Source organism: Micromonospora sp. RL09-050-HVF-A (assembly GCF_019374995.1).
Classification (GTDB): domain Bacteria; phylum Actinomycetota; class Actinomycetes; order Mycobacteriales; family Micromonosporaceae; genus Micromonospora; species Micromonospora antibiotica.
Genome location: NZ_JAGKQP010000002.1, coordinates 4,000,468 through 4,026,236, shown reverse-complemented (window position 1 = coordinate 4,026,236; position 25,769 = coordinate 4,000,468). Strand labels below are relative to the sequence as shown.

At 72.2% G+C, this 25,769-nt stretch carries 27 protein-coding genes and 2 pseudogenes; 22 read left to right on the top strand and 7 right to left on the bottom strand.

Features of this window, described 5'->3' with window-relative positions; all coding sequences use genetic code 11:
• The first annotated feature begins 43 nt into the window (after positions 1–43).
• The 5 genes from J7462_RS17595 (at position 44) to J7462_RS17575 (ending at position 4,634) form a co-directional block, all read left to right on the top strand.
• The gene (locus tag J7462_RS17595) at positions 44–1,033 is read left to right on the top strand and encodes a hypothetical protein (RefSeq protein WP_219465038.1); all 990 of its coding nucleotides are present in this window, start codon (positions 44–46) and stop codon (positions 1,031–1,033) included.
• Complete coding sequence (gene fahA / locus J7462_RS17590) at positions 1,030–2,226, top strand: fumarylacetoacetase (protein WP_219465037.1); 1,197 nt, start codon at positions 1,030–1,032, stop codon at positions 2,224–2,226. The genes J7462_RS17595 and fahA overlap by 4 nt, the downstream gene beginning before the upstream one ends.
• 201 nt (positions 2,227–2,427) lie before the next feature.
• Positions 2,428–2,637, top strand: coding sequence for a DUF397 domain-containing protein (locus J7462_RS17585; protein ID WP_208567785.1), 210 nt, complete (start codon positions 2,428–2,430; stop codon positions 2,635–2,637).
• 106 nt (positions 2,638–2,743) lie between these two features.
• Positions 2,744–3,226 carry an SRPBCC family protein gene (locus tag J7462_RS17580; protein WP_219465036.1) on the top strand — a complete coding sequence of 161 codons (483 nt, stop codon included), beginning with the start codon at positions 2,744–2,746 and terminating at the stop codon, positions 3,224–3,226.
• Between the two features lie 160 nt (positions 3,227–3,386).
• Positions 3,387–4,634, top strand: a complete 1,248-nt coding sequence (locus J7462_RS17575) for a PQQ-binding-like beta-propeller repeat protein (protein WP_219465035.1) — start codon at positions 3,387–3,389, stop codon at positions 4,632–4,634.
• 70 nt (positions 4,635–4,704) lie between these two features.
• On the opposite strand, the gene hisC is transcribed toward J7462_RS17575, so the two are convergent.
• From hisC to hppD, 4 genes and pseudogenes are all read right to left on the bottom strand, one after another.
• Entirely contained in the window at positions 4,705–5,808 is a 1,104-nt protein-coding gene (gene hisC / locus J7462_RS17570) for a histidinol-phosphate transaminase (protein ID WP_208567788.1), read from the bottom strand.
• Positions 5,805–6,835: pseudogene (locus J7462_RS17565) on the bottom strand (RDD family protein). The gene hisC and the pseudogene J7462_RS17565 overlap by 4 nt, the downstream one beginning before the upstream one ends.
• Positions 6,836–6,875: 40 nt before the next feature.
• Positions 6,876–7,613 (bottom strand): RDD family protein, encoded by a 738-nt coding sequence (locus J7462_RS17560; RefSeq protein ID WP_219465034.1) that lies wholly within the window; start codon positions 7,611–7,613, stop codon positions 6,876–6,878.
• An 11-nt stretch (positions 7,614–7,624) separates the two neighbouring features.
• Entirely contained in the window at positions 7,625–8,830 is a 1,206-nt protein-coding gene (gene hppD / locus J7462_RS17555; protein ID WP_219465033.1) for a 4-hydroxyphenylpyruvate dioxygenase, read from the bottom strand.
• A gap of 140 nt (positions 8,831–8,970) precedes the next feature.
• On the opposite strand from hppD, the gene J7462_RS17550 reads away from it, so the two are divergent.
• From J7462_RS17550 to J7462_RS17505, 10 genes and pseudogenes are all read left to right on the top strand, one after another.
• Positions 8,971–9,459, top strand: coding sequence for an Lrp/AsnC family transcriptional regulator (locus tag J7462_RS17550; protein ID WP_219465032.1), 489 nt, complete (start codon positions 8,971–8,973; stop codon positions 9,457–9,459).
• 172 nt (positions 9,460–9,631) lie between these two features.
• Positions 9,632–11,074, top strand: coding sequence for a PQQ-binding-like beta-propeller repeat protein (locus J7462_RS17545; protein ID WP_374197532.1), 1,443 nt, complete (start codon positions 9,632–9,634; stop codon positions 11,072–11,074).
• Between the two features lie 67 nt (positions 11,075–11,141).
• A pseudogene (locus J7462_RS17540) lies at positions 11,142–12,808 on the top strand (fumarate hydratase).
• Positions 12,809–12,846: 38 nt separating this feature from the next.
• Complete coding sequence (locus J7462_RS17535; protein ID WP_219465031.1) at positions 12,847–13,410, top strand: GNAT family N-acetyltransferase; 564 nt, start codon at positions 12,847–12,849, stop codon at positions 13,408–13,410.
• 117 nt (positions 13,411–13,527) lie between these two features.
• A complete protein-coding gene (locus J7462_RS17530; protein ID WP_219465030.1) occupies positions 13,528–13,797 on the top strand; it encodes a DUF1778 domain-containing protein in 270 nt (89 codons plus the stop codon).
• Position 13,798: 1 nt separating this feature from the next.
• Positions 13,799–14,512 (top strand): hypothetical protein, encoded by a 714-nt coding sequence (locus J7462_RS17525; RefSeq protein ID WP_219465029.1) that lies wholly within the window; start codon positions 13,799–13,801, stop codon positions 14,510–14,512.
• A 608-nt stretch (positions 14,513–15,120) separates the two neighbouring features.
• Positions 15,121–15,363, top strand: a complete 243-nt coding sequence (locus J7462_RS17520) for a hypothetical protein (RefSeq protein WP_219465028.1) — start codon at positions 15,121–15,123, stop codon at positions 15,361–15,363.
• 282 nt (positions 15,364–15,645) lie between these two features.
• Complete coding sequence (locus J7462_RS17515) at positions 15,646–15,945, top strand: type II toxin-antitoxin system Phd/YefM family antitoxin (RefSeq protein WP_219465027.1); 300 nt, start codon at positions 15,646–15,648, stop codon at positions 15,943–15,945.
• Positions 15,942–16,184 (top strand): type II toxin-antitoxin system RelE/ParE family toxin, encoded by a 243-nt coding sequence (locus tag J7462_RS17510; protein WP_219465025.1) that lies wholly within the window; start codon positions 15,942–15,944, stop codon positions 16,182–16,184. The genes J7462_RS17515 and J7462_RS17510 overlap by 4 nt, the downstream gene beginning before the upstream one ends.
• Before the next feature lie 162 nt (positions 16,185–16,346).
• Complete coding sequence (locus J7462_RS17505; RefSeq protein ID WP_374197531.1) at positions 16,347–17,747, top strand: class II fumarate hydratase; 1,401 nt, start codon at positions 16,347–16,349, stop codon at positions 17,745–17,747.
• Positions 17,748–17,858: 111 nt separating this feature from the next.
• Here the strand turns inward: J7462_RS17505 and J7462_RS17500 are convergent, their stop codons facing one another.
• On the bottom strand, positions 17,859–18,107 hold the full coding sequence (locus tag J7462_RS17500; RefSeq protein ID WP_208567928.1) for a hypothetical protein: 249 nt from the start codon (positions 18,105–18,107) through the stop codon (positions 17,859–17,861).
• A gap of 698 nt (positions 18,108–18,805) precedes the next feature.
• Between J7462_RS17500 and J7462_RS17495 the strand changes: the two genes are divergently transcribed.
• From J7462_RS17495 to J7462_RS17485, 4 genes are all read left to right on the top strand, one after another.
• A complete protein-coding gene (locus J7462_RS17495) occupies positions 18,806–19,153 on the top strand; it encodes a multiprotein-bridging factor 1 family protein (RefSeq protein WP_374197530.1) in 348 nt (115 codons plus the stop codon).
• Positions 19,090–19,251, top strand: coding sequence for a hypothetical protein (locus tag J7462_RS33670; RefSeq protein ID WP_374197597.1), 162 nt, complete (start codon positions 19,090–19,092; stop codon positions 19,249–19,251). The genes J7462_RS17495 and J7462_RS33670 overlap by 64 nt, the downstream gene beginning before the upstream one ends.
• On the top strand, positions 19,248–19,454 hold the full coding sequence (locus J7462_RS17490) for a DUF397 domain-containing protein (protein WP_219470419.1): 207 nt from the start codon (positions 19,248–19,250) through the stop codon (positions 19,452–19,454). Before J7462_RS33670 ends, J7462_RS17490 begins: the two co-directional genes overlap by 4 nt.
• Before the next feature lie 93 nt (positions 19,455–19,547).
• Positions 19,548–20,129: a GNAT family N-acetyltransferase gene (locus J7462_RS17485; RefSeq protein ID WP_219465021.1), complete on the top strand. Its 582-nt coding sequence runs from the start codon at positions 19,548–19,550 to the stop codon at positions 20,127–20,129.
• On the opposite strand, the gene J7462_RS17480 is transcribed toward J7462_RS17485, so the two are convergent.
• Positions 20,086–20,634: a CGNR zinc finger domain-containing protein gene (locus J7462_RS17480; protein ID WP_208567801.1), complete on the bottom strand. Its 549-nt coding sequence runs from the start codon at positions 20,632–20,634 to the stop codon at positions 20,086–20,088. The genes J7462_RS17485 and J7462_RS17480 overlap by 44 nt on opposite strands.
• 77 nt (positions 20,635–20,711) lie before the next feature.
• Between J7462_RS17480 and J7462_RS17475 the strand changes: the two genes are divergently transcribed.
• The 3 genes from J7462_RS17475 to J7462_RS17465 all read left to right on the top strand — a co-directional run bounded on the left by J7462_RS17475 (position 20,712) and on the right by J7462_RS17465 (position 24,333).
• A complete protein-coding gene (locus J7462_RS17475; RefSeq protein WP_219465019.1) occupies positions 20,712–21,674 on the top strand; it encodes a DMT family transporter in 963 nt (320 codons plus the stop codon).
• A gap of 188 nt (positions 21,675–21,862) precedes the next feature.
• Entirely contained in the window at positions 21,863–22,552 is a 690-nt protein-coding gene (locus J7462_RS17470) for an HAD family hydrolase (protein WP_219465018.1), read from the top strand.
• A gap of 89 nt (positions 22,553–22,641) precedes the next feature.
• Positions 22,642–24,333 carry a S8 family serine peptidase gene (locus tag J7462_RS17465; RefSeq protein WP_219465017.1) on the top strand — a complete coding sequence of 564 codons (1,692 nt, stop codon included), beginning with the start codon at positions 22,642–22,644 and terminating at the stop codon, positions 24,331–24,333.
• Between the two features lie 198 nt (positions 24,334–24,531).
• Here J7462_RS17465 and J7462_RS17460 read toward each other — a convergent pair whose 3' ends face one another.
• Positions 24,532–25,683: a hypothetical protein gene (locus J7462_RS17460; protein ID WP_219465016.1), complete on the bottom strand. Its 1,152-nt coding sequence runs from the start codon at positions 25,681–25,683 to the stop codon at positions 24,532–24,534.
• Positions 25,684–25,769 lie beyond the last annotated feature (86 nt).

Here is a 25,769-nt window from a genome sequence, read left to right as displayed (position 1 = left end):
GTTGCTGTCCGCTCCTTGACAGCGTCCCGTAGATTCTTGTCTCGTGTCAACGCAGGTCCCCCGCCTCCTCGCCGGACTCGTCGACGACGCCGCCGTCTTCCCGCCCGGCAGCGCGTCGCTGCCCGACGCGGTCACCGCACACCACGAGCACCGCGCCTCCTGGTACGCCGACCTGGTCGGCCCGCTGCTGGTGCCCGCCTCCGCCGCCGACACGCTGACCGACCTGACCGACCAGGCCGGCCAGGCCGGCCAGACCGACCAGGCCGGCCAGACCGACCAGGCCGGCCAGACCGACCAGGCCGGCCAGACCGGCCAGACCGACCAGGCCGACCAGGCCGCAGGCTTCGAGGTCGGGCTGATCGGTGACACCGGCATCGCCAGGCTGCCCGCCGCGCTGACCCGCCTCGCCGCCGGTGGCCTCGTGGTCCGGCAGGTCGAGGTGGCGGTCGCCCGACGTGGCGAGGACCCGCAGCCCGGCCTGACCGAGCTGCTCCGGATCGCCGGGGACCACCCCGACCGGGAGCCGGCCCGCTCCGAGGGGCCGGCCGTCGCCTGGTACGCCGAGCTGCCGCTGACCTTCGGCCTCAGCGCCGCGCTGGACACCCTCGCCGAGGCCCGCGCGACCGGCGTGCCGATCGCCGCGAAGTTCCGCACCGGCGGGCTGGCCGCCGAACTCTTCCCCACCCCCGTCGAACTGGCCGCGGTGATCTGCGCCTGCCGGGACCGGGACCTGCCGTTCAAGCTGACCGCCGGGCTGCACCACGCGGTGCGCCACCTCGACCCGGAGACCGGCTTCACCCACCACGGCTTCGGTAACGTGCTGGTCGCCACCCTCGCCGCCGCTGCCGACGCCGAGGTGGACGTCGTCGCCGCGCTGCTCGCCGACACCGACGCGGTGCGGCTGGTCGAGCCGGCCCGCGCGGCCCGCGACGCCGACCGCCCGCTGTGGGTCGGGTTCGGCTCGTGCAGCGTCCGGGAACCACTGACCGATCTGATCCGGCTGGGGCTGGTGAACGGGGGATTCGACCGATGAGCTGGGTGACGGGCGCGGACGGCTCGCCGTACGGCGTGACCAACCTGCCGTACGGGGTGTTCCGGCACGACGGGCAGCCGCCCAGGATCGGCGTACGCGTCGCCGACGTGGTGTTCGACCTGGCGGCGGCGGAGGACGCCGGGCTGGTCCTCGCCGCCGGGGCGTTGCGCCGGCCCACCCTCAACGCCTTCATGGCGCTCGGCCGCCCGCAGTGGACCTCGGTCCGGCAGCGCCTCGTCGAACTGCTCAGCGACCCGGCGCACCGGCCGGCCGTCGAGCCGCTGCTGGTGCCGCTGGACGCCGTCGAGCTGCTGTTGCCGTTCGAGGTGGCCGACTACGTCGACTTCTACTCCTCGGAGCACCACGCCGGCAACGTCGGGCAGATCTTCCGCCCCGGCCAGCCGCCGCTGCTGCCGAACTGGAAACACCTGCCGATCGGCTACCACGGCCGGGCCGGCACGGTGGTGGTCTCCGGCACCCCGGTCGTCCGCCCGTCGGGGCAGCGCGCCACCGGCGAGGGCCCCACCGTCGGCCCGTCGGTACGCCTCGACATCGAGGCCGAGGTGGGCTTCGTGGTCGGCGTACCGAGCGCGCTCGGCGACCGGGTGAGCACAGGTGACTTCGCCGACCACGTCTTCGGGGTGGTGCTGGTCAACGACTGGTCGGCCCGGGACATCCAGGCGTGGGAGTACCAGCCGCTCGGACCGTTCCTCGGCAAGTCCTTCGCCACCTCCGTCTCCGCCTGGGTGACCCCGCTGGACGCCCTGGCCGACGCGTTCGTGCCCGCCCCGCAGCAGGACCCGCCGGTGCAGGACTACCTGCGGCAGACCCCGCACCTGGGCCTCGACCTGCGACTCGCGGTCGAGTGGAACGGCGAGCGGGTCACCGAGCCGCCGTTCGCCGGGATGTACTGGACGCCCGCCCAGCAGTTGGCCCACCTGACCGTCAACGGCGCGTCCCTGCGGACCGGCGACCTGTACGCCTCGGGCACCGTCTCCGGCCCCCAGCGCGGGCAGGTCGGCTCGTTCCTGGAGCTGACCTGGGGTGGGGCCGAACCGGTCAGCGTCGGCGGAGAGACCCGCACCTTCCTCGCCGACGGCGACACCGTCACCCTGCGGGCCACCGCCCCCGGGCCGGACGGCACCACCATCGCCCTCGGCGAGGTCACCGGGCAGATCCTGCCCGCCCGCTGAGCACCGGTCCGGGTCGGGACCGCCGGGCACCGACCGGCCGCCCGGCACCGGGTCGCGCCGGTCGCACCGGCTGTCCGATCTTCGGCGTCTCCTGCCGCGTTTGTTCCACCGGATTCCGTCGGCACACCCCGCGCCGCCCGCCCCCGTCGGCGGCGCGGGGTGCGTCGGCGTGAAACGTCCCAGCGGACAGGAGGTAGGAGCATGAACGATCTCGTCGGCGCAGTGTGGCGCACCAGCAGCCGCTCGAACGACCAGGGGCTCTGCGTGGAGGTGGCGGACAATCTCGTCCGTACCCGGGCAGTGGTCGGGGTACGCGACTCCAAGGACCCGTCGGGCCCGGCCCTGGTCATCGGCCCCCCGGGCTGGACGGCGTTCGTCGATGCCGTCCGGGCGGGGCTGTTGCGGCCCTGATCGACCCGTCACCGGTGCCCCGCCGGGGCACCGGTGACGGAAATTTCACCGTCCGGTCCCCCGCTGGCCGCTCACCCGCCGTACGGTGGACGACACGGGAGGTGTCATGTCGACGGTTGCGGTCACCGATTTCATCGAGGCGCCGGTCGTCGACGTGTGGGCGCTCCTGACCGACCTGCCGGTCCGCGTCGACTGGCTCTGCACGGTCAGCGCCGTCGAGCCGCTCACCCCGGGCCCGTTCGGCCCGGGGACCGCGTGGCGGGAGACCCGCACCCGGCCGGACGGCGGCGACCAGGCGGAGGAGTTCCTCGTGCTGGCCGCCGAGCCACCGCACCGGCTGGTGCTCAGCTCCCCCGGCATCGGGGTGGACTACCGGATCACCTGGACCCTGCGCGCCGTCCAGCGCCGTCGCCGCGCATGCACCGCCGTCACCGTCGAGCACCGGGCGGTGCCGACCGCCCCGTACGGTCGGATGATGGCGCTGCTCTTCGGCGGTCTGGCGGCCCGCACCGTGGAGGGCGCGATCCGGCGTGACCTGACCGCACTGGCCACCACCGTGCACAGCACCGGCCGGGCCACCGCCGCCTGACCCCGTTCCCGCCCGCCCCGCGTGGCGCGTCCCGCGCCGTCCGCAGGCCGGGGGCGGTGGCGCCGCACCGGAACCGGTCGGCGGAATCCTTCGCACGACGCGACGCGACCTGACCGGTCCCGAGGGGGACGCCTGGGTAGGGTGCCGGGCGGAGGTGGGCATGGGATTCCCGAAGGGACGGCGGCGACTCGTGGTCGCGGCCACCACGCTGCTCACCCTCGCGGCGGTCGCCGGCATCGGCTACCGGGTGCTCGCCCCCGCCGAGGTCGTCACGCCCGCCCGGGGCGCACCGCCGCCCGCCGGCACCCCCGCGATCGGGGTGGTGGGTCGGCTGCCGGCCGCACCGTTGGTGGTGGCGGGACGGCTGCGGGTCTACGCCGCCGAGCGTCAGCTCTACGCCGACCAGCCGGCCGACGGCCGCAACCGGGTCACCCCGTTCTGGTCGTACCGCCGCTGGCCGGCCACCCTCGACGGGATGCTGGCGGCCGGCACGACGGTGCTCAGCCACTGGTCGGACGGGCAGCTGGTGGCCCTGGACGCGTTGACCGGCCGGGTCGCCTGGCGGGCCGACGGGCCGACGCCGGCCGACACCCCACCCGCCCGGCGCACCGGGGCGGCCACCGTCTGGGACCCGCGCGGCATCTCCGTCGCCCCCGCCCCGGGCGGCCGGACGGTCCTGGTGGTCTCCGGGGTCGGCGGCCTGCGCGGCTACGACCTCGCCGACGGGCGCGCGCTCTGGCGGGTCGACGGCGACCGGGACTGCCGCACCGACCTGGGCACCACCGCCGCCGGGCAGGTCTTCTCCGTCGACTCCTGCGCCGGCCCGACGACGGTCGAGTTCCGGGACGTGTCCACCGGCACGGTCACCACCCGCTGGCGACCGCCGGACGCCCCCGACCGGTTCACCGTCACCCCGGTCGGCTGCCTCACCCCCCGGTCGCAGTGTCGGGCACTGCGCACCGACGGCGGCTCCGGTGGTCGGGGCTGGCAGGTCGGCCCGGGTGCGCCGATGGCCGCCCCCGCCCTGGACGCCGCCGGCACCACCCTGGTCGGTGAGCTGGCCGTCGGCGACGACGGCGGGGTGCTCAAGGGCTGGGAGGCGCGCAGCGGCAAGGGCCGCTGGCAGCGTGGTGACCTGGGCCCGGTGACCGTCCTCGCCACCGAGGCCGGTCGGCTCTACGTGCTGACCGAACGCCGGGAACTGGTCACCCTCGACCCGGTCACCGGCGCCCAGCGTTCCCGGTTCCCGATGACCCCCGGCCGGGACGGCATCGGCTGGAAACCCGGCCGGGCGTACGCGGCCGGCGGCTACGTCGCGGTGGAGCGGCTGCGGGAGCGCGCCGACCCGGACGACGACGACCAGGCGTACTTCCTGACGGCCGAGCCGGTGGTGCTCGCCGCGACCTGACCCCGGCCCCGGCGGGCCCTGACCTGACTGCGGGCCCGGCGGGACCGCCCCGCCCCGCGCCCCGGCGAACTCAGGACAGGGCGGCCTCCGCGGCGGCCAGGAAGGCGTCGTTCTCGGCCGGGGTGCCGATGGTGACCCGCACCCCGTCCCCGGCGAACGGCCGGACGATCACGCCACGGGCCTCGCATGCCCGGCCGAACGCCACGGCCCGCTCACCCAGCGGCAACCAGACGAAGTTGGCCTGGCTGGACGGCACGTCGGGGACGAACTTGCGCAGCGCCTCGGTGACCCGGTCCCGCTCGGTGACGACCAGCGCGCAGCGTCGTTCGACCTCGTCGGCCTGGGCCAGCGCGGCCAGTGCGCCCGCCTGGGCGGCGGTGCTGGTGGAGAACGGGGTGACCACCTTGCGCACGGCGGCGGCCACCTCGGGGGCGCCGACCAGCCACCCGATCCGCAGCCCGGCCAGCCCCCACGCCTTGGACAGGGTGCGTAGCACCACCACGTTGGGCCGGTCCAGGTAGGTGAGGCCGTCCGGCACCGCCGGATCGGTGACGAACTCCCGGTAGGCCTCGTCGATGACGACCAGCACGTCGTCGCCCACGGCGTCGAGGAACCGGTCCAGCTCCGGCTTGCGCACCGCCGTCCCGGTGGGGTTGTTCGGGTTGCAGACCAGCACCATCCGGGTCCGGTCGGTCACCGCCGCGGCCATCGCCGCCAGGTCGTGCCCGTGGCCGGCGTCGTTGGGCACCCGCACGCTGCTCGCGCCGCTGGTCGCCGCGATGATCGGGTACGCCTCGAACGAGCGCCACGAGTAGAGCAGTTCGTCGCCGGGCAGGCAGGTGGCCCGGACCAGGTGCTCGGCCAGCGCCACCGACCCGCAGCCGGTGGCGATCCGGTCGGGGTCCACGCCGTACCGCTCGGCGAGTGCGGTGCGTAGCGCCACCACGCCCATGTCCGGGTAGCGGTGCGAACCGGTGACCGCCTCGGTGACCGCCTCGACCACTCCGGGCAGCGGCCCGTACGGCACCTCGTTGCTGGCGAGTTTGATCGCCTCGGCCAGCCCCAGCTCGCGGGCCAGGTCGGCGGGGCTGCGCCCGGGGACGTAGGTCGGCAGGGCGTCCAGGTCGGCGCGGGTCAGCCGCAGCGGGGGCTGGTGACGTCCGGTGTCGGTCATGGGGTGTCTCCCGGGGGCTCGGGGTCGGTGCGGTCGGTGGCGGTGTCGTCGGTGGGGGTGTCGGGGTGGTCGGCGCGCGGCACCTGCACCACGACGGTCTGGGCCCGCTTGTCGTGCAGCGCCTGGCGCAGCGGGTGGTCGAACAGCGCGGATACCGCGTCGACGAACTGGAGCAGCAGACCGAAGCCGCAGCAGAACCAGAGCAGGGTGGGCATGCCCATGGTGCTCCACCGCCGGGTGGCCCGACCGAAGCCGAGCGGCTGGTCGGCGTCGACCGGCACGGCCCGGATGCGCAGCAGCCGCTTGCCCAGGGTCTGCCCACCGGAGGCCATCGTCGGCACCTCGTAGGCGAACCAGAGCGCGGTCGCGATGACCAGGATGGCGATCTGGAGGCCGCCGGCCTGCTCACCGATGGCGGGCAGCCCATCCCGGGAGGAGTCGCCGGCCATCGCCCGCCGGACCGCCTCCCGCAGGTAGGGCGCGGTCTCCTCGAAGTACCGCCAGACGAACCAGCCGTTGACCACCGCGTTGAGCCCGAAGACGACCCCGAAGTCGATCAGCCGGGCGAGCAGCCGGGCACCGTAGCCGGCCAGCGGCACACCGTGTGGGCGTGGCTCCGGCGGACGCCCCGGCCAGGTCGGGTACGGCCAGCCGGGCGGCGGCCCGCCGGGCTGCCCGGCCCCGTGACCCTCCGGCTGCCCGGCCCACGGGTGTCCGGGCTGGCCCGCTCCCGGTTGCCCGGTCCAGGGTTGGCCTGCGGTGGGTTGCCCGGTCCAGGGCGGGCCGGGGGTGCCCGGTGAGGTGCCGGGAGCGGCCGGGGCCGACGGGTGCCGGCCGGCCGTCGGCGGGGCGTCGGCGGGGAGGTCGGGGCGGGCGGCTCGGCCGCGGGCTCCGGCTCGGGCGGTGGCGGGCCGTCCGGCGGGGTGGCGTCGACCGGGATCGGGGCACCGATCCAGCCTTCACCGTCCCACCACCGTCGGGTGGTCGGCTCGGCCGGGTCGACGTACCACCCTGGCTGCACGCTCACGGTTTCGCCCTGCGCTGTCCGGTACGGTCGCTCTGCTCGCTCACCCGGCAACCTTAACGACGATGGTGCCGGCGAACTTGTCGTGGAGGCACTGCTGCCACGGCTTGTCCCAGAGCTGCCACAGCCCGTCGAGGTAGCTGAAGACGGGAATGATCGCCCCGCCGATCTGGGCGGCGGCCCACCGCTTGGCCGCGGCCGTACGGGTCAGCGTGGCGGCCGGGTCGAGCGGCACCACCTGGATCTTCATCACCCGCTTGCCGATGGTCTGCCCGGTCTTGTACATCATCTCGACCTGGTAGACGTAGCTCATGGCGAACGCCACCACGAAGATCACGCCCTGCAACACCAGCATCGGAATCAGGAAGTTGGTGAACGGGTCGGAGGTGGGCGTGCCGTCTGCCGTGGTGGTCAGGTCGGGCAGGACCATCTGGAAGAAGACGATGAAGGCCGGCACGATGAAGACCATGCTGGCCGCGGCGAGCACCGCCCCGTCGATGAGCAGGGCGAGCAGCCGGTCACCGAAGCTGGCCAGCGGCAGCCCACGCGGCGACATCCCGGGGAAACCGGGCGGCGGCATGCCGGGTCCCGGCGGCGGGTACCCGGGCATCCCGGCGTACGGGCCGGGTCGCGGGTAGCCGCCGGGCGGGGCGGCGTAGGGGCCGGGTTGCGGCGGCACGGCGTACCCCTGCGGGTGTGGGCCGGCGGGCGGGGCGAAGCCGCCGGCGGCGGGCCCAGGCCCACCGGCCGGCGGTGTCGGGTAGCTCGGAGGTTGCGTCACGCGAGACAGTGTTACAAATTGCCGCGCGCTTCCTGCTCGCGCTCGATGGCTTCGAACAGCGCCTTGAAGTTGCCCTTGCCGAAACCGAGCGAGCCGTGCCGCTCGATCAGCTCGAAGAAGACCGTCGGGCGGTCCTGCACGGGCTTGGTGAAGATCTGGAGCAGGTAGCCGTCCTCGTCCCGGTCGACCAGGATCTTGCGGGACTTCAGCTGCTCGATCGGCACCCGTACGTTGCCGATCCGGGCCCGCAGCTCCGGGTCGTCGTAGTAGGAGTCCGGGGTGTCGAGGAACTCGACGCCGGCTGCCCGCATCGCGTCGACGCTGGCCAGGATGTCGTTGGTGGCGACCGCGATGTGCTGTGCGCCGGGGCCCTGGTAGAACTCCAGGTACTCGTCGATCTGCGACTTCTTGCGGGCCACCGCCGGCTCGTTGAGCGGGAACTTCACCTTCCGGGTGCCGCTGGCGACGACCTTGCTCATCAGCGCCGAGTAGTCGGTGGCGATGTCGTCTCCGATGAACTCCGCCATGTTGGAGAAGCCCATCACCCGCTTGTAGAACTCCACCCACTCGTCCATCCGGCCGAGTTCGACGTTGCCGACCACGTGGTCGACGGCCTGGAAGAAGCGCTTCGGCTGGAGGCCGGCGGCGATCATCGGCTGCCGGTCGACGATCGGGCCCCGGGCCACGAAGCCGGGCAGGAACGGGCCGGTGTAGCGGGACCTGTCGACCAGGCTGTGCCGGGTGTCGCCGTACGCGGCGATGGTGGCGAGCCGGACGGTGCCGTACGCGTCGGTCACGTCGTGCGGCTCGACCAGGCCGGTGGCGCCCTGGGTCAGCGCGTGCGCGTACGCGGCGTCGACGTCCGGCACCTCCAGCGCGATGTCACTGACCCCGTCGGAGTGCTTCGCGACGTGCTCGGCACCGGCCGCGTCGGGGCGGACCGCGCCGGTCAGCACGAACCGGGCCGAGCCGCTGGTCAGCACGTACTCGGCGTGGTCGCGGTAGCCCTGCTCCGGCCCCCGGTAGGCCACGCAGGTCATGCCGAACGCGGTGGAGTAGTAGTGCGCGGCCTGCTTGGCGTTGCCGACCAGGAAGTGCACGTGGTCGAGGCCCTTGACCGGGAACGGGTCACGGGTGATGTCGTGGTCGACTGCGCCGACGAGCGTGTCGACGTCGATGTCCTCGGTCGACTGGGGTCGGTCGATCGCCTGGGTCACGGTGGCCTCCCTCGGTTGTGGCCGGCGTCGTGGGCCGGTGGTCCGTCAGCTCTTGCAGGCAGCATCGCGGTGGGCCCGTCCACTGGGCAACACTCACGTTTTACCCTGGTCAGGTTGCGCAATCGGTAGGGTGTCAAGCCATGAACGCTGCACAGGGTGCACAGCTCGACGCGTTGGACGGCAGGCTGGTCCAGCTCCTCGCCGACGAACCCCGGATCGGGGTGCTGGAATGCTCCCGTCGGCTCGGGGTGGCCCGGGGCACCGTGCAGGCCCGGCTGGACAAGCTGGTCGACCGGGGGGTGATCGGCGGGTTCGGGCCGGAGATCCGCCCGGCGGCGATCGGCTTCGCGGTGACCAGCTTCGTCACGCTGGAGATCAGCCAGCGGCACGGCCACGACACGGTCACCGCGCACCTGGCGGCGATCCCCGAGGTGCTGGAGGCGCACACCATCACCGGGGCGAGCGACCTGCTCTGCCGGATCGTGGCGCGCTCCAACACCGACCTGCAACGGGTCATCGACCAGATCGTCTCGTCCGAGGCGATCCGCCGGGCCTCCACGATCATCGCGCTCGCCGAGCAGATCCCCTACCGCACGCTGCCGTTGCTGCGGTCCGCCGCCGGGTCGTGATCAGGGCAATTGGGCTGATATAGCGGTATTCGAAGGCTCTGTGGACGCTATTTCGGCGATGTTGTGATGCGTCCGGTCTGCCCGCCGGGTGCGTCCCCCGCCAGGGAGAAAGCGGGGCGACACTCCGGCGCGGGGGCTGGGCGGGGAGGTGAACGTCGCTACGGTGTGCGGTGTGAAGGGCCTTGGCGGGGTGCGGGGAGGGCTGCTGCTCGGGCTCGTCGTCGTGATCGCGCTCGCCGTCACCGGAGTGTGGAACCCCTTCCCCGGGGTGTGGGACTGGGTCGACCGCAGCGAGCCGATCTCCGAACCGGACGTGCTGTGGCAGCAGCGGGTCGGCGGCACCCCGAAGAGCGTCACGATCGTCGGTGACACCGTCGTGGTCGAGCAACGTACCCGCACGGAGGTGCGCAGCCTCGCCACCGGCGCCCCGCTGTGGGAGCGCAAGGCGGACTGGTCGGCGGTGGCCGGCGGCGACCGCGACGCCGTCGTCGCCGTGGGCAAGCTCCTGGTCAAGGGGTACGAGCTGCTCGATCCCACCACCGGGGCGGTACGTCGGCGTGACGGCGACGCGGTGGCCGTCTGGACGTACCGGAACATGCTGCTGGACGCCCGGTGCGTGGCCGCCACCGACTGCACGCTGAGCGCCTGGGACCCGCGCGGTAACAGCCCGCTGTGGACGGCCTTCCTGCCCGGGGTCAGCACCGGGCTCTTCGCCGACAACCCGGGCCTGCTCGGCACCCGGCGGTTCACCGCGCTGCGGATCGACGAGGGGGTGGCCGGGCCGGAGGCGGTGCCGCCGCTGCTCGGGTTCCCGGTGGACGGCCGGGTGCACGTGGTGGACACCGCCACCGGCCGGGTCGTGCAGAACGTCGAGCCGGGCCGCGACGAGCGGTTGTCCGTCGTCGGCGGCCGGATGCTCAAGATCACCGCAGTGTCGGTCGACGGCAGCTGCCAGTACGCCGTCTCGGCCCGGGACCCGGCCACCGGGCAGGAGGTGTGGCGGCGCACCGGGCTCAACCTGCGCACCGCCGACAGTGCCGGGTGCGTGCAGCGGGAGGACCCGCAGGGGGCCCGCAGCGTGCTGATCGGGGTGGGCCCCGACGGGCGGGAGACGGTCCTCGACGGCTACGACGGCCGGGTGCTGCTGGTGAACGCCGAGGGGGAGAAGCTGCTCGCCGTCGACGACCGGTACGCCCTGGTGCGCAGCGCCGACAAGGATTCGGTCATCGCCCGGGAGTTGGGCACCGGCAAGGCCCGCTGGACCCGGCCGGCCGGGGCGAAGGCGGGTGCGGCGCTGACCCCGTACGCGGCGGTGCTGACCGGGGACAAGCCGAGTCGGCTGGTCGCCGTGGACCCGCGTACCGGTAAGGAACTGGTGGTGTTGCGGACCAGCGCCAATGCGCTCGCGGTCGGCCGCAACGGCATGGTCGTCGGCGAGGGGCGGGAGATCGGGTACGTCCGGTTCGGCGCGGGTGCCGGTGCGCCGCCACCCGCCGCGCCACCGGCCGGGTCGGACGGTCAAGGCGGGCCCGGCCCGGGGCGTACCGGTGGCGTACCGGACGTCGAGGACAGTTGCGGACCGAAGCGGGAACTCTGCGCCAACGGCGACGGGTGAGAGCGGCGTCCCACGACCCACCCGGCGGGTGTCACCGATCGACCGGTCTGCCCTAGGCTTTTCCGACATGAGCAGTGCCGCCGCGTTCTCGTACGCCCCCTTGCTGCCGACCGGTCCGGATCAGACCGAATACCGCCTGGTCACCGACGAGGGCGTCGACGTCGTCCACGGGCCCGGGGGCGCCGCTTCCTGACCGTGGAGCCGGCGGCGCTGACCGCGCTGACCGCCGAGGCGATGCACGACATCGCCCACTACCTGCGGCCGGCGCACCTGGCCCAGCTCCGGTCGATCATCGATGATCCGGCGGCCTCCCCGAACGACCGGTTCGTCGCGCTGGACCTGCTGCGCAACGCCAACATCGCCGCCGGTGGCGTGCTGCCGATGTGCCAGGACACCGGCACCGCGATCGTGATGGGCAAGCGGGGCCGGCACGTGCTCACCGACGGCTCCGACGCCGAGGCGATCTCGCGTGGGGTCTACCAGGCGTACACGCGGCTGAACCTGCGGTATTCGCAGCTCGCCCCGCTGACCATGTGGGACGAGCGGAACACCGGCAGCAACCTGCCCGCCCAGGTCGACCTGTACGCCGAGGACCCGGACGGCCACCCCGACGCGTACAAGTTCCTGTTCATGGCCAAGGGCGGCGGTTCGGCCAACAAGTCCTACCTCTACCAGGAGACCAAGGCGCTGCTCAATCCGACGCGGATGATGCAGTTCCTGGAGGAGAAGCTGCGGCTGATCGGCACCTCGGCCTGCCCGCCCTACCACCTGGCGGTCGTCATCGGTGGCACCTCCGCCGAGTACGCCCTCAAGACCGCCAAGTACGCCTCGGCGAAGTACCTCGACACGTTGCCCACCTCCGGCTCGATGAGCGCGCACGGCTTCCGGGACCTGGAGCTGGAGGCCGAGGTGCTGGAGCTGACCCGCAACTTCGGCATCGGCGCGCAGTTCGGCGGCCGGTACTTCTGCCACGACGTGCGGGTGGTCCGGCTGCCCCGGCACGGCGCGTCCTGCCCGGTGGCGATCGCCGTGTCCTGCTCGGCCGACCGGCAGGCGGTCGCCAAGATCACCCCGTCGGGGGTGTGGCTGGAGCGCCTGGAGACCGACCCGGCGCGTTTCCTGCCGGACGTCACCGACGAGACCCTCGACGCCTCCGAGGTGGTGCGCGTCGACCTCAACCGGCCGATGGCCGAGATCCGGGCCGAGCTGTCGAAGTACCCGGTGAAGACCCGGCTGTCGCTGACCGGCCCGCTGGTGGTGGCCCGGGACATCGCCCACGCCAAGATCGCCGAGCGGCTCGACGCCGGTGAGCCGATGCCGCAGTACCTGCGCGACCACGCCGTCTACTACGCCGGCCCGGCCAAGACCCCCGAGGGCTACGCCTCCGGCTCGTTCGGCCCGACCACCGCCGGCCGGATGGACGCCTACGTGGCGAAGTTCCAGGCGGCCGGCGGCTCCCAGGTGATGCTGGCCAAGGGCAACCGCTCCGGCCAGGTGACCCGCTCCTGCCAGCAGCACGGCGGCTTCTACCTCGGTTCGATCGGCGGCCCGGCGGCCCGGCTGGCCCAGGACTGCATCAAGCACGTCGAGGTGCTGGAGTACGCCGAGCTGGGCATGGAGGCGGTCTGGAAGATCGAGGTGGAGGACTTCCCGGCCTTCATCGTGGTCGACGACAAGGGCAACGACTTCTTCGCCGAGGTCACCAAGCCGGTGCTGACCGTGGGCCGCCGCTGACGAGTCAACTCGCCACGCACACGCCTTAACATCGCTTGATGTTCCGACCGACGTACCCGATTCGTACTGCGCGGCTCACCCTGCGTCCGGTCACGCTGGACGATCTCGATGACGTGTGCTCCTGGCAGTGTCGACCGGAGGTCTTCCGCTGGACGCTCAGCGGGCCGCGTACCCGCGAGGAGTCGCGATCGTCGGTGGTCGCCATGGCGGGCGAGGACGCGCTCCGCGCCGAGGGGGACTGCCTGACGTTGGCCGTGGTCACCGACGTCGAGGTCATCGGGACGGTGGAGCTGGTCTGGCGCAGCCAGACCGACCGCACGGCTGAACTCGGGTACGTCTTCCATCCCGACCGGGGAGGTCGCGGGTTGGCTACGGAGGCCGCCACGGCGCTGTTGGACTGGGGGTTCACCGAGTTCGGACTGCACCGGATCTATGCCCGGTGTCACGGGCGCAATGCTGCGTCCGCCCGTCTGATGGCCCGGCTCGGCATGCGTCAGGAGGCGCACCACGTCGAAAGCTATCTGTTCCGAGGCGAGTGGGCCGACCAGCTCGTCTACGCCATCCTGGCGCGCGAGTGGAGCCTACGTGCGCTACGGGGCTGATGGGACTGCTGACGACTTCTTCGCCGTGATGTGCGAGGTTGCCGCACCTGGTGTGCGATGCCGTACATTCGCCGTACAGTAGGTTCGGGAGCGGCACACGACCGGATGGAGTCTCAGATGAGCGCCAAGACTGAGCGCATCGAGGTGAGAGCGGACGAGGCCAGTAAGTCGCGAATCGCCGAGGCGGCCGAGATGCTCGGCGAACCAGTGTCGGCCTTCATGGTGCGTTCTGCCCGTGCGGAGGCGGACAAAGTACTCGCAAGGGCGGAACGGACCATTATGCCCGCAGGGCAGTTTGACCTGCTCATCGCGGCACTCGACGAACCTGACGAGGCGCCGGTGCTTACCGAGATCGCCAACCGCCCCCGGCGTTTCCGGCGGGTGTGAGTTGTTTCTTTCCGGCCGGCTTAAAGACCAACACCAGCTCGCCTGCTTCGACTGTGGCGAGCCGTCGCTGAACATCTGGCTTGCCGAGCAGGCCCGCCGTGCTCAGCGCGCCGGGACGTCCCGCACCTATGTCTGGACCCCGGAGGGCAGCGACGACGTGGTGGCCTACTACTCGATTGCGCCGACGCAGGTCGAACGGGCCGGCTTGACCGGTGGGCAGGCGGGCGGTTTCAGCGTCGTTCCCGCCTACCTGCTGACCCGGTTCGCCCTTGATCGCTCCATTCAGGGACAGGGCCTCAGCGATGATCTTCTGCTGGACGCCGTAGAGGTCATCATCAGGGCGACGAGTGTAGCCGGCGGTCGTCTGATCGTTGTCGACGCGATCAACAGCCGGGTGGCGGCCTACTATCAGCAGCGGGGCTTTCAACCGATCAAGGGCGACGCCCTGCGGCTGGTCATGAAGGTCGAGACAGCCAAGCGGGCACTGAGCACGGGCAAGATGACGGTGAGCGCCGGTGGCGGTCTGGGTGTGGCAGGAATCGTCCTGTCCACCCCGCGCGGTGAGGCGGCGTCGGTCGTCGCTTCGCCGGACGAACTACGGGCGATCGCCAGCGAGCTGGAGAATCGCGCCGACCTCACGGAACCCTTCACCATGGATTCCCTGCGACAGGCCATCAAGGTGGCGCTCGGTAGGGATCCCTTCAGCGAGGTCTGAGAACTGGTTCCTCGTATGCTGCCAGGCAGGGACCCGGCAGTCGTGATTGAGTGCCCATGTGGCGGGGGGCGAGCCTCACCGGTTCTCGTTTCGGTGCAGTTGCTACAGCAGTCGCGAGTCGGGTCGATGCCCCGGGTCTTGCGTAGCGCGAAACCCGGCCCACCCACCGTCCGGAAGGCTGCCGGGCTCACTTCCTACAGGTGGTGCCGCAGGCTCTTCTGCGCTAGCCGACTCGCGGACGCATGCCCGGTAGTAGAGGCGCCGGGCATGCGGGTCAGCCCTGGCGGTAGCGCGTCCGGACTGCGTAGAGCGCGGTCGCGCCCTCCCCTCGGTCCTGCCCGGCAATTCGGAGATCTTTCACGGCGGCCACGACGTGCTGTCCGGTTGCGCCACTGCCGGCGTCTACCCAGACCTGCACGGTTCCGTGTTCGGGTAGCTCACGCGGTCCCACCGCCAGAACTTCGGATCTTGGCATGGAGGCTCCTCCTGCAGCATGCGTCTTCATGCCAAACGGTAGACGATAAAGTTGGCACAACTTCAAGTCATTCTATTGGCCTAGTTGCTGGATGCATAGGTTGGCCTACTCTCCGGCCAGGGACGATGGATGAGTGGCCAACCTGGAGTCAGCGGTACGGAAGCTGCGCGCGGCGCAGGCTGGCGTGCCCCGCGCCGAGGAGCGGGCGGCCAAGCTCATCGCTGAAGCCCGCGCCCAGGTGAAAGCTGCGCGTGTCGAGCTGGCCGAGGCGATCCGGGCCGCTGACCGGGACGGCACACGCCAGGTCGACATCGTGACGGCCACCGGCTACAGCCGGGAGCGAATCCGGCAGATCATCCGCAACGGAGAAGACTGACTGGCATGACCGCCGAGATCGACCCGGTGCTGCCGGTGCCGCGATACCGGCAACTCGCCGTGATCCTGCGCAAGGCGATCGAGGTCGGCCTGCCCGAGTTGTAGTTGACCCTTACCTCGAACAACTCTGATGCCTGCTCTGGCGCACCGTCGGGCCTGTGGTCATGGAAGACCGGTCGATGGCTGGTGGCGTACTCCTGCGTGCACCACCCGGGGTGGAGATCCCCTCGGGGGTATGGAGTTGCTCCCTGCGCAGCGGGGTACCGCGTGGTACGGTTGGTACATGATGAAGATTACCCTGCGGGAGTTCCGCGATGGCGCGGGCCGAGTGTTGGACGGGGTCGAGCGCACCGGGGAGCCGGTCATCATCACCAAGTACGAGCGGCCCGTCGCCGTGTTGCTCGGAATCGACGAGTGGGAGGAGATCGAGGCGTTCCGAGACCGCAGGGACTCGGCGGTGATCGCTCGTTCTCGTGCCGAGGGGCAGTTCGTGCCGCTGTCGGCGGCTCTGGAGTCGCTCGGAGTTGATCCCCTCGAGGTGGAAGCGCTGTTGGCCGACCGGGCCGGCGGTGCGGCGGCGTGAAGGTTCAGATCGACCGGGATGTGTTGGTTTGGCTGCACAAACAGCCGCGTAACGTGTTCCTGACTGTCCTGAGCGCGATCCTCGGCCTGGTTTCCGACCCGGTGCCGCAGAGTTCGACCGAGATGCGCGATGGGTCCGGGCGTCGGTTGCGTGTCGGGGACTACCGGGTCCTCTACCGCCTGGACGGCGACGAGTTGACCGTCCACGACGTCGGGCATCGCAAGGACGTCTACTCGTAAGCACCCAGCTCCGGCGACCTTGCCCGGCTGCAACAGTCAAGTGGCCAACCTGGGGCGGCGGGTGACACCACTCTTTCCCTGATCGAGCACGATCTTGCCCTACCGCCCGTTTTCTCCCGAGCCCCGCTGCGAGCAGGGGGAGCGCGGGGCAGGATGGGACGGGTGACGACTCCAGAGGCAGCGGGCTACCGGATCGAACGCGACTCGATGGGCGAGGTGGAGGTGCCCGCCGAGGCGCTGTGGCGGGCGCAGACCCAGCGCGCGGTGCAGAACTTCCCGATCTCCGGCCGGGGCATCGAACCGGCCCAGATCAAGGCACTCGCCCAGATCAAGGGGGCCGCCGCCCTGGTCAACAGCGAGCTGGGGGTGATCGGCGCGGACGTCGCCGAGGCGATCGCCACCGCCGCCGCGCACGTGGCCGACGGCGGGTACGACGACCAGTTCCCGATCGACGTGTTCCAGACCGGCTCGGGCACCTCGTCGAACATGAACACCAACGAGGTGATCGCCACCCTCGCCACCCGGGAGCTGGGCCGGGACGTGCACCCGAACGACGACGTGAACGCCTCGCAGTCCAGCAACGACGTCTTCCCGTCGTCGATCCACCTGGCCGCCACCCAGTTCGTGGTGGAGGACCTGCTGCCGTCGCTGCGCCACCTGGCGGAGGCGCTGGAGGCGAAGGCGGCCGAGTTCGAGACGGTGGTCAAGGCGGGGCGTACCCACCTGATGGACGCCACCCCGGTCACCCTGGGGCAGGAGTTCGGCGGGTACGCCGCTCAGGTCCGCTACGGCGTCGAGCGGTTGGAGTCGGCGCTGCCCCGGCTGGCCGAGCTGCCGTTGGGCGGCACCGCCGTGGGCACCGGCATCAACACCCCGCTGGGTTTCGCCGGCAAGGTGATCGAGAAGCTGCGCGCCTCGACCGGGCTGCCGTTGACCGAGGCCCGCAACCACTTCGAGGCGCAGGGGGCGCGGGACGCGTTGGTCGAGACGTCCGGCCAGTTGCGTACCGTCGCGGTCGGGCTCTACAAGATCGCCAACGACGTGCGCTGGATGGGTTCCGGCCCCCGGGCGGGCCTGCGGGAGCTGCACATCCCCGACCTCCAGCCCGGCTCGTCGATCATGCCGGGCAAGGTCAACCCGGTGGTCGCCGAGGCGGTGCGGCAGGTCTGCGCCCAGGTGATCGGCAACGACGCGGCGGTCGCGTTCGCCGGCAGCCAGGGCGACTTCGAGCTGAACGTGATGCTCCCGGTGATGGGCCGCAACCTGCTCGAATCGATCAAGTTGCTCTCCGCGTCCAGCCGGATCTTCGCCGACCGCCTGGTGGCCGGCCTGGTCGCGGACGCCGAGGTCTGCCTGGCGTACGCGGAGGGGTCGCCGTCGATCGTCACCCCGCTCAACCGCCACCTCGGGTACGACGAGGCCGCCTCGATCGCCAAGGAGGCGCTGGCGAAGCAGGTCAGCATCCGCGAGGTGGTGCTCTCCCGGGGGCACGTCGACTCCGGCAAACTCACCGAGACCCAGCTCGACGAGGCCCTCGACCTGCTCCGGATGACCCACCCCTGACCCACCCCGGCCCCTGCCCGGCGCGGCCCGGCCCGGCTTGATCGACTCCTGTGGGCCGATGTAGCGGTGTCAGACGGATTCGACAGCGCTACATCGGCCCCCATGAGTCGATCATGGCTCGGTCGGTGGGCGGGCGCGGGGAACCCAGGCGAGGAAACGGGCGAAGAGGGTCGCCGGGTCGGGGCCGGTGTCGGGATAGAGCCGGTACAGGTCGGCGGCGGCGTCGTGCAGCACGGTGCACAGGTAGATGTTGAGCGCGACCCGGTCGTGGGCGTACTCGGAGACGAGGGTGAGTCGGGCGGTCCCGCAGGGCCACGGCGCGGCGCACACCCGACACAGCCAGAGTGGGCGCAGCGGCAGGTGCGGGCGCGGTGTTCCCTGGCGCGGCCCACTCCGGCCGGCCGGGTCAGGTGGTCCGCCGGGACGGGGTGATGAGCCCGGGGTGACCGCCGGGCTCATCGGCGTCCCCGGTTGGCCCGCCACTCCTGGGCCAGCGTGAGCCAACCGACCCGGCCCACTCGCGGAAACGACACCGTGGTGTCCTCCCACCCGGGCGGAGCCGACCCGGCGGTGGGTGGTGCGGCCGACCCGGCGTCAGGGCGGATAGCGGGTGTTCCGCCCGGGTGGGTTCCGGGCCGGGCCGGGTGGTGGCCGGCGGCTCGCCGGTCGCCCGGGTTCCCGCTCGGGCCGAGGATGGGTTCGTCGGCCCGGCCGAGGGGGTGGGGCATCTCGGGTGGGGCTGCGTCGGGGCGTCGGGTGGAGCAGAGCCTGCGGGCAAGCCGGTGTCGCCAGGTGAGCCGGGGCATCGCGTCGCCTCCATGGTGGGTCGGCTGGTCGTCTCCCCCGGCGGTGGGACCGCCGGCCGGGGTGCGGGCTGTCCCACCGCGACACCGCCCGCCCGGAGGGGTGGGCGGTCGATGTCGCACTTCACAGTCTGCTGATGAAACCACTACGGTGTGAAGGGTTGTTGTCGGCTTCCGGTCTTGTCCTGTGTCTGCGACTTTCCTGGTCGGCGTGGTGTCGGAGTCGATCGTCGGGGCGGTGGAGGGCTGCTGGAGATGACGGACGGGCGGATGACGGCGGCGGCTTTCCTCGTCGCGGAGCTACGGCGGGCCCGGACCCGGCGGGGCTGGAGTCAGGACGACCTCGCCAAGGCGGTGAACTACTCGGCGTCGATGGTCAGCGCGATAGAGCTGGGCCAGCAGCCACCCACCGCGAAATACCTCGAACTGGCCGACAGGGCCCTCGACACCGGCGGCATCTTCAGCCGGATGCTCACCGATCTGGTCGCCCTCGACCGGGCCCGGGTGTGGCAACTCGGCTGGCGACCCTGCCCGACGGCATGGAGCTGGGATGTGTCGGCGGGCAGGTCCGTACCCAGGAGTTCAGCGAGCCCGACGTCCTGACCCGGATGCGGGAGGTCTGGGAGTCGACTCTCGGTGAGGCGTTGCCCCCGGCGGAGTCCATCGAGTTGATGCGGCAGGTGGCGGAGTCGTGGAACTGACCGGCGCGGCAGGTCGCGCGGTTCCCGGGCCGACCGGCCCGGTCTGGCGCAAGAGCACCCGGAGTAGTCAGAACCACGACTGTGTCGAGGTGGCGAATCTGGTCGGCATGGTCGGGGTGCGGGACAGCAAGGACCCGGCAGGCCCGGTGCTCACCTTCCCGGCGTACTCTTGGCGGGTCTTCGTGGCGGCGCCCCCGCGCTGACGGGACCGGCTCGCGGTGGACGGTCGCCGCTGGCCCGGTCACCGCCGGGATAACCGGTCGACCGGGCGGCTCGCGGGCGGCATGATCCGGGTCGTGACGGGCCTGGGCGGGGTGTTGCTGACGACGGCACGGCTGCGGCTGCGCCGCTTCACCGAAGACGACGTGCCGCATCTGGTCGAGCTGGACAGCGACCCGGAGGTGATGCGGTTCCTCACCGGCGGCCGGCCCACCCCCCTCGCCACCGTGCGGGACGAGCAGTTGCCCCGGCTTCTCGCCGGCTACGACCGCTACCCGGGGCAGGGTCGGTGGGCTGCCGAGGATGCTGTCGACGGCACCTTTCTGGGCTGGTTCGCGCTCGACCCGTCCGACGACGGCACCGGGCCGGAGTTGGGTTACCGGCTGCGCCGGGCGGCCTGGGGGCGGGGCCTGGCCACCGAGGGGGCCCGCGCGCTGGTCGGCCACGCCTTCGACACCCCTGGGGTACGCCGGGTGTGGGCGCAGACGATGGCGGTCAACGTGCGGTCCCGGGCGGTGCTGGCGAAGGCCGGCCTGCGGTACGTCCGCACCTTCCACGCCGACTGGCCCGACCCGATCGCCGGAACGGAGCACGGCGAGGTGGAGTACGAGCTGCTCAGGGGCGACTACCAGCCGCCTTCCGGGCCCGGTAGGCGCTGACCGCGACCCGGTTGCCGCAGCCTGCTTCGCAGAATCGGCGGGACCGGTTCTTGGACAGGTCGACCAGCACGTTGGCGCACTCCGGGTGGGCGCAGTGCCGCAGCCGGCCCAGCTCGTCGCCGCGGACCAGGTCGGCGACGGCCATCGCCGCCTCGACGGCCATCCGGGTGGCCAGCGGGGCGTCCCGGGGCACCGCGTGCACGTGGTAGGGCTGGTCGTCGTGCCGGATGAGCTGCGGCAGTGCCCGGGACTCGCGGAGCAGGTCGTTGACCACGGTGACGACGGTGTCCGGGTCGTCGTCCCAGAGCCGGCGCAGTCGGGGGCGTAACGCCCGGACGGCGCGCAGCTCGGCCCCGGTGCGGTCGTGTCGCCCGGTCCACCGGTTCGCGGCGACGAAGCGGTCCAGTGCGGCGATGTCGGGCAACCCTTCGCCGTCCCGGTTGTCGGTGTTGACCAGTGCGGCAGCGGCGGTCAGCCCGCACTCCGTGTCATGAGCGAAAAGCAACTTGACCCCTGTCGTAGTCGGCCGCTAGCGTCACCGGCGTAATCCTACTTTGCTGATGTCACGCCCGAGGAGCCCCGATGCCGCACCGATCCACCGCCGGCACCGGGCTGGCGCTCGCCCTGCTCTCCGCCGTCACGTTCGCCACCTCCGGCACCTTTGCCCGCTCGCTGATCGAGGCCGGCTGGTCGGCCGAGGCCGTCGTGGTCGCCCGGGTCGGCCTGGCCGCCCTGGTGCTGGCCGTCCCCGCCGTGCTCGCGCTGCGCGGCCGGGCCGGCGTGCTGCGCCGCAACCTCGGCCCGGTCACCGTCTTCGGTCTGCTCGGCGTCGCCACCGCCCAGGCATGCTTCTTCAACGCCGTCCGCTACCTGCCGGTGGGGGTGGCCCTGCTGCTGGAATACCTCGGCATCATCCTCGTGGTCGGCTGGCTGTGGCTGGTGCACGGGCAGCGCCCCCGCCGGCTCACCGTGGTCGGCTCGCTGGCCGCCCTGGCCGGGCTCGTCCTGGTGCTCGACCTGACCGGCGCGGGCCGGCTCGACCCGGTCGGCGTGCTCTGGGGTCTCGGCGCGGCTGTCGGGCTGGCCGGCTACTTCGTCCTCGCCGCGCGGGTCGACGCCGACCTGCCCTCGGTCACCATGGCCAGCGGCGGGATGGCTGTCGGCGCAGCCGTGCTGGCCCTGCTCGGCCTGGTCGGGGTGCTGCCGCTGCGGGCCACCTTCGGCGCGGTCGACTTCGCCGGGCAGCGCACCAGCTGGCTCGTCCCGATCGCCGGGCTGTCACTGATCGCCGCCGTGGTGGCCTACCTGACCGGGATCGCCGCGACCCGCATCCTCGGGGCCCGGCTGTCGTCGTTCGTCGGGCTGACCGAGGTGATGTTCGCGGTGCTCATCGCCTGGCTGGTGCTGGGTGAGCTGCCGGTGCCGGTGCAGCTCGCCGGGGGTGCGCTGATCGTCGCCGGGGTGGCGCTGGTCCGCCTCGACGAGCTGCGCGAGGGCCGCATCGAACGGGCGGCGGAGCGGACGGACGAGCCGGCTCTGACCTGAGCCGGACGAGCGGGCCCTGATCCGGGTGGGCGAGCCGGCACTGACCTGGGCCGGGCGGTCACGCGGCGATGACCTGGGCCGGGGCGGTCACGCGGCGCTGAACTGAGTCGGGTGGATCGGCGCTGCCGTGACCGGGTGGCGGCCCGCTCGGCGTGGCCGGGTGCGACGAACATGAGAGGGTGTCGGGCATGCTCAGCGTGGTGGTGTTCGACGCCGACGAGACCCTGATCGACCTGCGGCCGGCGGTCACCGGCGCCCTGGTGGCCGTACTGGAGGAGATGCGTCGCCGGACCCCGGTGGCGGCCGGGGTGACCCTCGCCGAGGTGGAGTCCGACTGGCAGGCGGTCTTCGGGTCGATGACCGCCGCACCGGTGATGGAGATCCGCCGGGCCGCGCTGGCCCGGTCCCTCGACCGGGCCGGGCTGGTCGGCCAGCTCGACGAGTTCGCCGAACTCTTCTTCACCAGGCGCTACGCGCTCAGCCACCCGTACCCCGACACCCTGCCGGCGCTGGCCGCCCTGCGCGCCGACTTCACCCTCGGGTACGCCACCAACGGCAACAGCCGGGCCGAACGCTGCGGCCTGTCCGGGGAGTTCGCCTTCGAGTTGTACGCCCACGAGGGCGGCCTGCCCAAGAAGCCCGACCCGGCGTTCTACGCCGCGGTCGTCGCCGCCGCCGGGGTGCCGGCGGAACGGATCGCGTACGTCGGCGACTCGATCTCCCACGACGTGCTCGGCCCCCAGCAGGCCGGAATGCGCGGCATCTGGCTCAACCGGCTCGGACTTCCTCTCCCCGAAGGGGTACGCCCCGACGCCGAGGTAGGCACGCTCACCGAGTTGCCGGCGGCGCTGCGCAGCCTGCAACCGACGAATGCCTGATGCGAGGCCAAATCCGACTTGTATCTGGCGGAATCGTCGCCGGTGCTATGGGATGGCTGCCACGTCCCTCAACGAGAGGATCTGATGTGGTGAGCAAGCGCTTCACCGCCGGAGCCGTCGCGACCGCGGCGGCCCTGGCACTTACGGTGACCGGCCTGACCGTCCCGGCGAACGCCGGGCCGACCACCAGCCGTACGTTCACCGTGGTGGCCGAGGACGGCGTCTCGGCGGACGCGGCGATCGCCGCGATCCGCGCCGCCGGTGGCACCGTCGTGTCCCGTACGGACGACGTCGGTCTGTTCCAGGTCACCAGCGACCGGGCCGACTTCGCCGGCCGGGTCACCGCCGCTTCCGCGCTGGTCGGCGCGGCCGAGCAGCGGGCCATCGGCCGGAAGCCCAAGCTGGACCGGGTCGCGCAGGAGAACCTGCTGACCCAGACCAAGCAGGCGGTCAAGGCCAAGGGCAACGCCAACGGCAAGAAGCTCGACCCGCTCGACGACAAGCTCTGGGGCCTCGGCATGATCGGGGCCGACAAGGCCCGCAAGGTCATGCCGGGCGACAAGCGGGTCACCGTCGGCATCCTGGACACCGGCGTCGACGCCAGCCAGCCCGACCTCGCGCCCAACTTCAACTGGGCGCTGTCGCGCAACTTCGCCCCGGACATCGCCGACGTCGACGGCCCGTGCGAGGTGGCGAGCTGCCTCGACCCGGTCGGCACCGACGACGGCGGGCACGGCACCCACGTCGCCGGCACCATCGGTGCGGCGGCCAACGGCTTCGGCCTGTCCGGTGTCGCCCCGAACGTCTCGCTGGTGGAGCTCAAGGGCGGCCAGGACTCGGGATACTTCTTCCTCAACCCGGTCGTCAACGCCCTGGTGCACGCCGGCAAGTCCGGCCTCGACGTGGTCAACATGTCGTTCTACGTCGACCCGTGGCTCTACAACTGCACCGCCAACCCGGCCGACTCGCCCGAGTCGCAGGCCGAGCAGCGGGCCGTCATCAAGGCGATGAAGCGGGCCCTGAACTTCGCCCACAACAAGGGCGTCACCCTGGTCGGCTCGCTCGGCAACAACCACGAGGACCTCGGCGCACCCCGTACCGACGTGTCCAGCCCGGACTACGGCGCCGACCCGTACCCGCGCCCGATCGACAACGACAGCTGCTGGGACTTCCCGGTGGAGGGTCCGCACGTGATCGGCGTGTCCGCCGTCGGCCCGTCCGGCAAGAAGTCCGACTACTCCAACTACGGCACCGAGCAGATCTCGGTCGCCGCGCCGGGTGGCTGGTTCCGCGACGGCTTCGGCACCGACACCTACCGGACCGACGCCAACATGATCCTCTCCACGTACCCGAAGAAGGTGCTCCAGGAGGAGGGTTCGGTCGACGAGAACGGCAACGTCGTGCCGGGCTTCGAGAACTCGGTGTTCAAGCAGTGCACCACCGCCGGTGAGTGTGGCTACTACACCTACCTGCAGGGCACCTCGATGGCGTCGCCGCACGTCAGCGGGGTCGCCGCGCTGATCGTCAGCAAGTGGGGCAAGAAGGAGGGGAAGGACGGCTACGGCCTGGCGCCGGCCAAGGTGGAGCAGCACCTCTACCGGACCGCCGCCGAGCACGCCTGCCCGGAGCCGCGCCTGCAGAGCTACGCCAACGAGGGCCGGTCGACCGAGTTCGACGCGTACTGCGCCGGGTCGCTGAACTTCAACGGCTTCTACGGGTACGGCATCGTGGACGCGAACGCCGCGGTGCGCAGCCCGCTCAAGCCGAACGTCGCTCCCTGACGCGCGGCACCCCGGCTGACGCCCGACACCTGGGCTGACGCTCGACGTTCCCAGGAGGGGCCCGGACGACGGAGGTCGTCCGGGCCCCTCCGCGTCCCGCCCTGGCCGGTCGTGGTCCGTCGATGATCGACTCAAGGGGGGGCGATATTGCGGTGTCGGGGTGGGCGGGATACCGCAACATCGGCCCAAGGGAGTGGATCATCGGCGCCAACCCCGTTGGGCGAGGACGTCGCGCACCTCGCGGAGCACGGCGGGGAAGTCGTCCCGCAGGCGACGGCTGGTCACATGCAGCACGACCCAGCCGGCAGCGATCAACTGGTTGAGCCGGCGGCGGTCCCGGTGCATCTGGTCCGGGTCGGTGTGCCAGTGGCCGTCGTACTCCACCGCCACCCCGAACTCCGGCCACGCCAGATCGGGATGCAACACCAGACCGGACGGCAGCCGTACGGCATGCTGGGCGACCGGCCGGGGTAGGCCGGCCAGCACGAGCCGGACCCGCAGGTGCGACTCGGGTGGCGACTGTGCGGCCGGGTCGGCCAGGGCGAAGACCCGGCTGGCCCGTCGACCGCCCCGCCGGTCGGCGAACCGCTGCGCGATCTCGGCGAGCGCGGCCGGGCTGGTCAGGCCGCCACCGAGCAGTGCGTCGACGATCCCCACCGCGCGGACCGGCTCCAGCCACGCCGCTGTCTCCCAGGCGGCGAGCGCAGGAGACGACCGGGGCGGGCTGAGCGGCATCGGAGGCGGGCCGAGCGTGGTGGCCGCAGGCAGCCCGGGTGGGACGGCTGCAGAGCGGTCGAGCCTGGTGGTCCGAGGGAGGTCGAGCCTGGTGGTCCGAGGGAGGTCGTGCCTGGCGGTCCCGGGGAGGTCGAGTGGGGTGGCTTCAGGGTGATGGTCGGACGGGGGCGGTTGCCGGGACCCGGCCGGTCCGCCGGGGTCGGCTACCGAGTGCACCCGGATACCACCCGGGGAGCCGAGCCGGACCCCACCGGGGGAGCCGAGCCGGACCCCACCGGGGGAGGTGACCGTGGTGGCTCCCTGGGAGCCGACCCGCGCCGCCCGGGGCACGAGCACGTGCACCTCGTCACCGAAGCCGGCGGCGTGCTCCACCCCGTGCAGATACGCCGCCGACGGGCCGGCGATGACCGATCCGGCGGGCATCCGAAGGATGGCGGCGCGGCAGATCAGGGCGTGGTCCCGGTCGAGGCGGGCGTCGGCGTACACGTCGTGACCGAGGCGGAGCCAGGCTGCCCCGCGTAGTTGGTGTCGGGTGAGCAGGCCACGCCGGATCGCGTCCGAGCCGCGGAACACCTGCCAGGCGAGGGCCTCCGGCCGATGCGGTTGAGGTGGCATGACACCAGCCTCGGGCCGCCCGGCCGTCCGGCGACACCCCTGTGGACAACCGCGCCCGCCCGCGCCCCCCGCCCCTGTGGACAAGC